This is a genomic window from Algoriphagus aurantiacus (assembly GCF_035156405.1).
Taxonomy (GTDB): domain Bacteria; phylum Bacteroidota; class Bacteroidia; order Cytophagales; family Cyclobacteriaceae; genus Algoriphagus; species Algoriphagus aurantiacus.
Map to the genome: position 1 here is coordinate 239,538 of NZ_JAXRUT010000006.1, position 6,000 is coordinate 245,537.

Annotated in this window: 8 protein-coding genes; 6 read left to right on the top strand and 2 right to left on the bottom strand. The window is 39.8% G+C overall.

Annotation, left to right across the window (positions count from 1 at the left end; all coding sequences use genetic code 11):
* The first annotated feature begins 18 nt into the window (after positions 1 to 18).
* Genes SYJ56_RS08745 through SYJ56_RS08755 form a run of 3 tightly spaced genes read left to right on the top strand, consistent with a single transcriptional unit; the run spans position 19 to position 1,443 of the window.
* Positions 19 to 480, top strand: a complete 462-nt coding sequence (locus SYJ56_RS08745; RefSeq protein WP_323833511.1) for a carboxymuconolactone decarboxylase family protein — start codon at positions 19 to 21, stop codon at positions 478 to 480.
* A gap of 7 nt (positions 481 to 487) precedes the next feature.
* The gene (locus SYJ56_RS08750; RefSeq protein ID WP_323833513.1) at positions 488 to 940 is read left to right on the top strand and encodes a RidA family protein; all 453 of its coding nucleotides are present in this window, start codon (positions 488 to 490) and stop codon (positions 938 to 940) included.
* Between the two features lie 53 nt (positions 941 to 993).
* Positions 994 to 1,443, top strand: coding sequence for a hypothetical protein (locus SYJ56_RS08755; RefSeq protein WP_323833515.1), 450 nt, complete (start codon positions 994 to 996; stop codon positions 1,441 to 1,443).
* Between the two features lie 14 nt (positions 1,444 to 1,457).
* Here SYJ56_RS08755 and SYJ56_RS08760 read toward each other — a convergent pair whose 3' ends face one another.
* On the bottom strand, positions 1,458 to 1,802 hold the full coding sequence (locus SYJ56_RS08760; RefSeq protein WP_323833517.1) for a cupin domain-containing protein: 345 nt from the start codon (positions 1,800 to 1,802) through the stop codon (positions 1,458 to 1,460).
* Positions 1,803 to 2,155: 353 nt separating this feature from the next.
* Between SYJ56_RS08760 and SYJ56_RS08765 the strand changes: the two genes are divergently transcribed.
* The gene (locus tag SYJ56_RS08765) at positions 2,156 to 2,755 is read left to right on the top strand and encodes a Crp/Fnr family transcriptional regulator (RefSeq protein ID WP_323833519.1); all 600 of its coding nucleotides are present in this window, start codon (positions 2,156 to 2,158) and stop codon (positions 2,753 to 2,755) included.
* 130 nt (positions 2,756 to 2,885) lie between these two features.
* Here the strand turns inward: SYJ56_RS08765 and SYJ56_RS08770 are convergent, their stop codons facing one another.
* Positions 2,886 to 3,695, bottom strand: a complete 810-nt coding sequence (locus tag SYJ56_RS08770; RefSeq protein ID WP_323833521.1) for a flavin reductase family protein — start codon at positions 3,693 to 3,695, stop codon at positions 2,886 to 2,888.
* Positions 3,696 to 3,956: 261 nt separating this feature from the next.
* Here SYJ56_RS08770 and SYJ56_RS08775 point away from each other — a divergent pair, with 261 nt between their 5' ends.
* The gene (locus SYJ56_RS08775) at positions 3,957 to 5,078 is read left to right on the top strand and encodes an oxidoreductase (protein ID WP_323833523.1); all 1,122 of its coding nucleotides are present in this window, start codon (positions 3,957 to 3,959) and stop codon (positions 5,076 to 5,078) included.
* A 305-nt stretch (positions 5,079 to 5,383) separates the two neighbouring features.
* Entirely contained in the window at positions 5,384 to 5,908 is a 525-nt protein-coding gene (locus SYJ56_RS08780) for a hypothetical protein (RefSeq protein ID WP_323833525.1), read from the top strand.
* Positions 5,909 to 6,000: the final 92 nt, after the last annotated feature.

Here is a 6,000-nt window from a genome sequence, read left to right on the forward strand (position 1 = left end):
AAACAAAATAATAAACACATGAAAACAAGAATCACACTTCAGGAAATCAACCCAATTATTTATGAAAGCCTGACCAGTATTGATCAATATGCCAAATCCGTATTGGATCCCAAGCTTTGTGAATTGATCAAATTCAGAGTTTCTCAGATTAACAGCTGTGCCTATTGTCTGGATATGCATCACAAAGAAGCTATATCGATGGGCGAAGAGGAGATGAGACTCCATGCATTGCCGGCATGGAGGGAATGTCCTTATTATTCCGATTCCGAGCGGGCAGCCTTAGAATTTGCGGAAGCCATCACTGAACCTGGCAAATACGGATTGTCTGATGAGATTTATTCGGAACTTGCCAGGTATTTTGATAAGGAAATGATCATGGCACTCACCGTCCTAGTATTACACATCAATGGTTGGAACCGCATTAATCATGTTCTCAGACCTGTGCCTGGAAAATATCGGGTAGGTCAGTTTAATATCTAAGTAGTCTATGAAATACCTAATCTTAATAACACTTTATATGGCAGTCCAATCCACATCAGCACAGAATTTAGCCAATCCAACATCCCTGTTCAACCCGGCTCCTTTTGGGTTTTCACATGTGGCAATTGTTCCCGAAGGAAAGACCCTTTTTTTTATAGCGGGTCAGGGTGGAGAGAAAGATATTCAAGGCACCTTAGATCCCAGCTTTAGGGATCAGGTTAGACAAGTGTTGCTCAATATCGCGAAAGCGCTCGAATCACAAGGGCTTTCACTCAATGAGGTGGTCAAGGTGACCACATTGGTCGTGGACCACGATCAGGATAAACTGGCCATTATTGTAGAAGAGTTTGAAATGGCTTGGCCTGAGGGAAACTTTCCTGTAAATACACTTATTCCGGTACCAAAACTAGCTTTGGAAGGAATGCAGATAGAGATTGATGCAGTAGCCGTGAAGCAGTAAGTTTAAATTAAAGAGGTTTTCCTATCTATAATTTTCTTCCTTAGATCAATCCTATGACCCAGCTTATTACAGATCCGGTCAAGCAGGTACAGGGTACTGATTTTTCAAGTGCTTATCCTTCCTTTTTGATGTCAGGAGACAAGGGTTTTTTGGATGGCAGTGTTTATAGAAGTTACTATTGCAGCATTTTTTATATCCGTAGTGGCAATGCTGAGTTTGATGTGGGATCCAAAACTTATAACGTAAAGGCAGGTGATGTCGCGATGATTGGCCTGGGATTGCCTTACTACTGGGTCAAAAAGGATGGACTGGCTTTTGATGCGATCTTTTTTAATCTGAAATTATTTGGAAGAGGATTTGACAATTCCTTCTTTTTTAAGCTGGATTATTTTTGCCCGGATGCAAATAACATCCTGAGATTTGAAAAGAAGCAGGGGATGGAAATCTCCCTGCTTTTTGACACCCTTAAAAGTTTTAGTTTCAAGCCAGTTGTTACCAGATAAATAAGGATCCTGAATCATTCCACAAAAATTGTGTCACCCAAATCTTTCTCAAAGGTCAGATTTACTGTCCTTATTTGGGTGCTTGTTTTATGGATTGTTCTGGCAGGAATCTTTATAAACTCCCCGGCTTTTAAATTTACAGTATCCTTGTCTTTGATTTCAATTTTGAGTTCACCCTCAAGTACAATAAATAGTTCATCGGTATTTTCATGATAGTGCCATTTGTAATCGCCATTCATAATAGCGATTCTCAAGCAATGATCATTGATGGTGTCAAGGATAAAGTTTTTGTAGGGATCTTGAATTGTGTCGCTTATAGCTTGAAAGCTTCTCTTTAATTGAATGTTTTGTTCGTCCATTGTGTTTATTCACTTATTTTATATTCACTAGTTTATTTAATTCCTCCTTCTGTCTTCAATAAATTTATCTGCTTGTTAAAGCCAACTCCTTAAAAAAAGCATGTAGAATTCTTCATATTATACAAGTTGATACGTTGGTGGCTAATTTAAATAAATGGACTTATCTTAATTATTAACAATCAAAATCTGGGTTTTATAACTAAATCATGAATACGCCTTGGAATTTGTGGCCTCCCTTTGACTTTTGAGGTGGATTTCAGATATCCTCAATTGCCCACTTTACCTTCACTTAAAACGGGTTAATTTCGTTTTAATTCCAACAATCCCGATAATTTACTCCATAATTAAACGATATGGATTCCAAGAAAGAATCAGCCTTGTTTCAGTTATTGCTTGACCATGTTTTAAAACGAATTCATTTGACACAGGAAGAGCAGGATTATTTTCATTCTTTGCTTACCATCCGCACCATATTACCCAGACAGTATTTAGTGCAGCAGGGAGATATTTGCCAGTATGAAAGCTTCGTATGCAAAGGGTTTCTCCGATCTTTCTATATGGATGAAAAAGGAAATGACCATACACTCCATTTTGCCCTTGAAGATTGGTGGATCACTGATTCTACCAGTTTTATTTTACAGAAACCTGCTTCCAGAAATATAGTGGCTCTCGAACACTCTATTTTGATTCAACTTGATAGAGCAAGCCTAGATCAGCTGTATGCAGATATTCCAGCTTTTGAAAGATTTTGGAGAATTCTTCATCAGAATGCATGTATGGCTCAGGATCAACGGATCCTTAACGCTATATCGATGACCGGAGCGGAACGATATAATGCCTTAATACAAAAGTATCCTAATCTGGAACAGCGAATGCCACAAAAATATATAGCATCTTATCTGGGGATAACTCCTGTGTTTCTGAGCAAAATAAGGAAAGCCAGCTTAAAGTAAGTCATTAAACTAGTTATGTGGGAATTATTAAGCTGTTTGGAAATTTGAATTATAAATTAATTCAAACTATGTCAGCAAACAGCTTATTCACTCCCTGTTAACTTAACCTGTTTATTAATAGAAAGGGTTCTCAGTTTGATTCAGGATGAGCAGATTGTCGATACAAATGCTCAGGGATTTGTGCAAGTGCTGATGGATGAACCTGGTTTCCCAGACCGTAAAACTGCTGAAAGCTCATTATTAACGGCCTCCATTTATCAGGGTCGACATGGTTGGGATCATCATCCATAAGGATGTTTTCCTCCAACCGTATTTTCAAAATTTTAAGTTCAATAGAAACTATTCGGTTTTTTAAAGCTACCTCATCTTCACCAATAGGATTAATAGCACTAACAATGGCTTCAAGTTGCACAGGGCATTCTTTTACACCGGGAATGGAAACAATGTCAGACTCCATTGGCGTGGCTCCAGCTATTTCAAACTTATTTGGTTCGTAGCGATACCCTTTTTCCAGTTTTCTTGCAGGCACAGGATCGCAGCCTGTAAGCATCGCCAACCGATTTACAATACCTGCTTCATTTATGGAAGGCAAATTGATGACACATTCTTTTTTCCTGTTCAGATTTTGAGCCGTTTTAGTGTTAGAGCCAATTCCGATAATACAACGCCAGCCTAACCAAAAGGCTGAAGAAATTGGCGCAAGATTATACGTGCCGTTTTCATTTTCACTGCTGATCAGCACTACAGGGGTTCCAAAATATAGGATAGAAGGTTCGCTTGATTTATGCATCTGTCTAAAGGTATTTATATGATCAAAGATCAAGCTACTGCCTAGTTGGAAAAACCCGTTTCTTGCTGTATTTATAGCCTGTGCCAAGTGAAAATCCCAGATTAATGCAATGCATCCCATAAAGTGGGCTGCTGTAAAGGAATACAGCATAGTGAAATTCTTTGGCAGAGACCACTATGTTTGGCTCCTTAAATAATAGGAAGACAGATGGCATAATCTATAATGGCAAATCTCTTCACAGCGCATGCCCCAAAAATCACATTCTATTTTGGCATTACTTCTGTTTTGCTAATTAGGATAAGGAAAGGGACTTAGTCGGATATTAAACTAGTTTAAGCAATTAAGTTAAATTAGTTATACGTGGCTTGGTGGAGTTATTCGGAAATTTGAACTCCAAATAAATTCAATACCATGTCAACAAACAGCTTGTTTAATCATATTCAATTAGAAGGGCATAGGCTCAGTAACCGCTTGGTGGTAGCCCCCATGACCAGAAGAAGTGCCACGCCAAAGGGAGTTCCTACCGAAGCGATGGTGGACTACTACCAAGCCTTTGGCAGGGGAGGTTTTGGATTAATAATTACTGAAGGAATCTATACCGACAGTGTTTTTAGTCAAACTGACCTCAATCAGCCGGGCTTGGTAAATCAGGAACAGATGGAAGGCTGGAAAAAGGTGGTAGTTGGAGTCCATAACTCAAATGCACTGATCATAGGCCAACTGATGCACGGAGGATCGCTATCCCAATGCAGTGCAAAAACCATCGCCCCTTCCGCTGTTCAGCCCAAAGGACTAAGATCCACCGAAAAGGGAGGGATGACAGGACCATTTCCGATTCCCAAGGAAATGTCTGAGGAAGACCTGTCAGAAGTCAAGAAGGGGTATGTCCAAGCAGCCTTGTTAGCATGCAAAGCTGGGTTTGATGGTGTGGAGCTGCATTCTGCCAACGGGTATTTATTCGATCAGTTTCTTACCCCGCACACCAATTTACGGTCAGACAGGTATGGGGGCAATACTTATAACAGGCTAAGATTTCTGATGGAAGTTTATACTGCTGTGAAAGAAGCGGTGCCCGCAAAATTTATAGTAGGGATCAGGCTATCGGAAAGCAAAGTAAACGATCTCACCTATCGATGGCCGGGTGGATCGACTACTGCAGCAGAAATATTTACTGTTCTGAAAGAACTGCATGCGGATTATCTACATGTAGCAGCAGAGGGAGGGAATTGGGCCAGGGAATGCCTGTATGAGGACGGAAGTTCTTCCAGTGGCTTGGCGAAAAAAATAACAGGTGTACCTGTTATCGCCAACGGGGGGCTGCATGACATACAAATCGCAGAATCATTGGTTTCAAGCCAACAGGCAGACCTGATTTCTATAGGCAGGGCAGCACTGGCCAACCCGGACTGGCCCAGTCGGATAGCAGCAGGAAAACCGCCGATTCCGTTCTTTAAGAAACTGATTAAACCCAGCCTTACTTTACAGCATACTCAAGCGGTGCTTAAAAAAAGAAAAGAGGAATTTCCCGTATAAGTGAGTGATTCTGCGATTCCTATTCAAGTTAAGACTGATACAAGATGCAAAATTCTTAATTTAGCCTTATCAGGTTTTATAATCCTGGCTCTATTGCAAATAAATACATTAGGGCATGATTGATATCTAAGCGTTGACCAAAAGGGGTTTGATATAGAATTTCGCCAACTTTTCTATATTGTTGCCATCTTTGCAAGGGTTAGGTGACTTGCTAATTCCCCAGTAACACCATGTGTATATAAGTTTATTTTAGAGGTATCCAGAACTGCTGCCTTTTCAATCGAAACTTTAATCAATAATTTCTCTTGGTAAGTGTCTTTCGTTTATCTGAAACTGATTTAGTTGAACCTAGACGGATCATTAAATATGTGTTGATCTGGTGTAGGCAGGGTAGTCTTATTGTTCAGATAGATGGACATGATTTCAAACTTGCGAAACACGAAACAATAACGATCACGTCAGGACAAATTCATTTTATCAAGGAAAGCAACGGTGCAGAAGGATATGTCCTGGAATTCACTTATGATTTCTTTTGTAAGGATGATAAGGATGTTGAGCTGATTTTTGAAAATGGACTTTTCTGCCACTTCGATGAGAATCAAGTAATAGCCATAAGTAACTTCAAGGAGGTGGCTGAGCAACTCAGACTCATCGATCAGGAACTGAAAGAGGAACCCTATCAATATCTCACATCTGTTCATTCAAGAATAGAGTTGATTTTAGTGGAGATCAATCGGTCAAAGATCAACCGTGGGGACGAAATATGGAAACCAGATGCTTTACTCTTAAAATTTCTTGAACTGGTAAGAAGGAATTTTAATTCAACTTAGAAATCCACCTGCTTTGCAGGTGGTCATGTGCTAGTAGCTATGCTTATATTTGGGCTATGACCAAATATAGGAAATCAAGCCATGTAGTTTTC

Coding starts and splice junctions, on each gene's coding strand:
- SYJ56_RS08770 (WP_323833521.1), bottom strand. CDS start 3,695: ATGCTGTATTCCTTTACAGCAGCCCACTTTATGGGATGCATTGCATTA.
- SYJ56_RS08755 (WP_323833515.1), top strand. CDS start 994: ATGACCCAGCTTATTACAGATCCGGTCAAGCAGGTACAGGGTACTGAT.
- SYJ56_RS08750 (WP_323833513.1), top strand. CDS start 488: ATGAAATACCTAATCTTAATAACACTTTATATGGCAGTCCAATCCACA.
- SYJ56_RS08775 (WP_323833523.1), top strand. CDS start 3,957: ATGTCAACAAACAGCTTGTTTAATCATATTCAATTAGAAGGGCATAGG.
- SYJ56_RS08765 (WP_323833519.1), top strand. CDS start 2,156: ATGGATTCCAAGAAAGAATCAGCCTTGTTTCAGTTATTGCTTGACCAT.
- SYJ56_RS08760 (WP_323833517.1), bottom strand. CDS start 1,802: ATGGACGAACAAAACATTCAATTAAAGAGAAGCTTTCAAGCTATAAGC.
- SYJ56_RS08745 (WP_323833511.1), top strand. CDS start 19: ATGAAAACAAGAATCACACTTCAGGAAATCAACCCAATTATTTATGAA.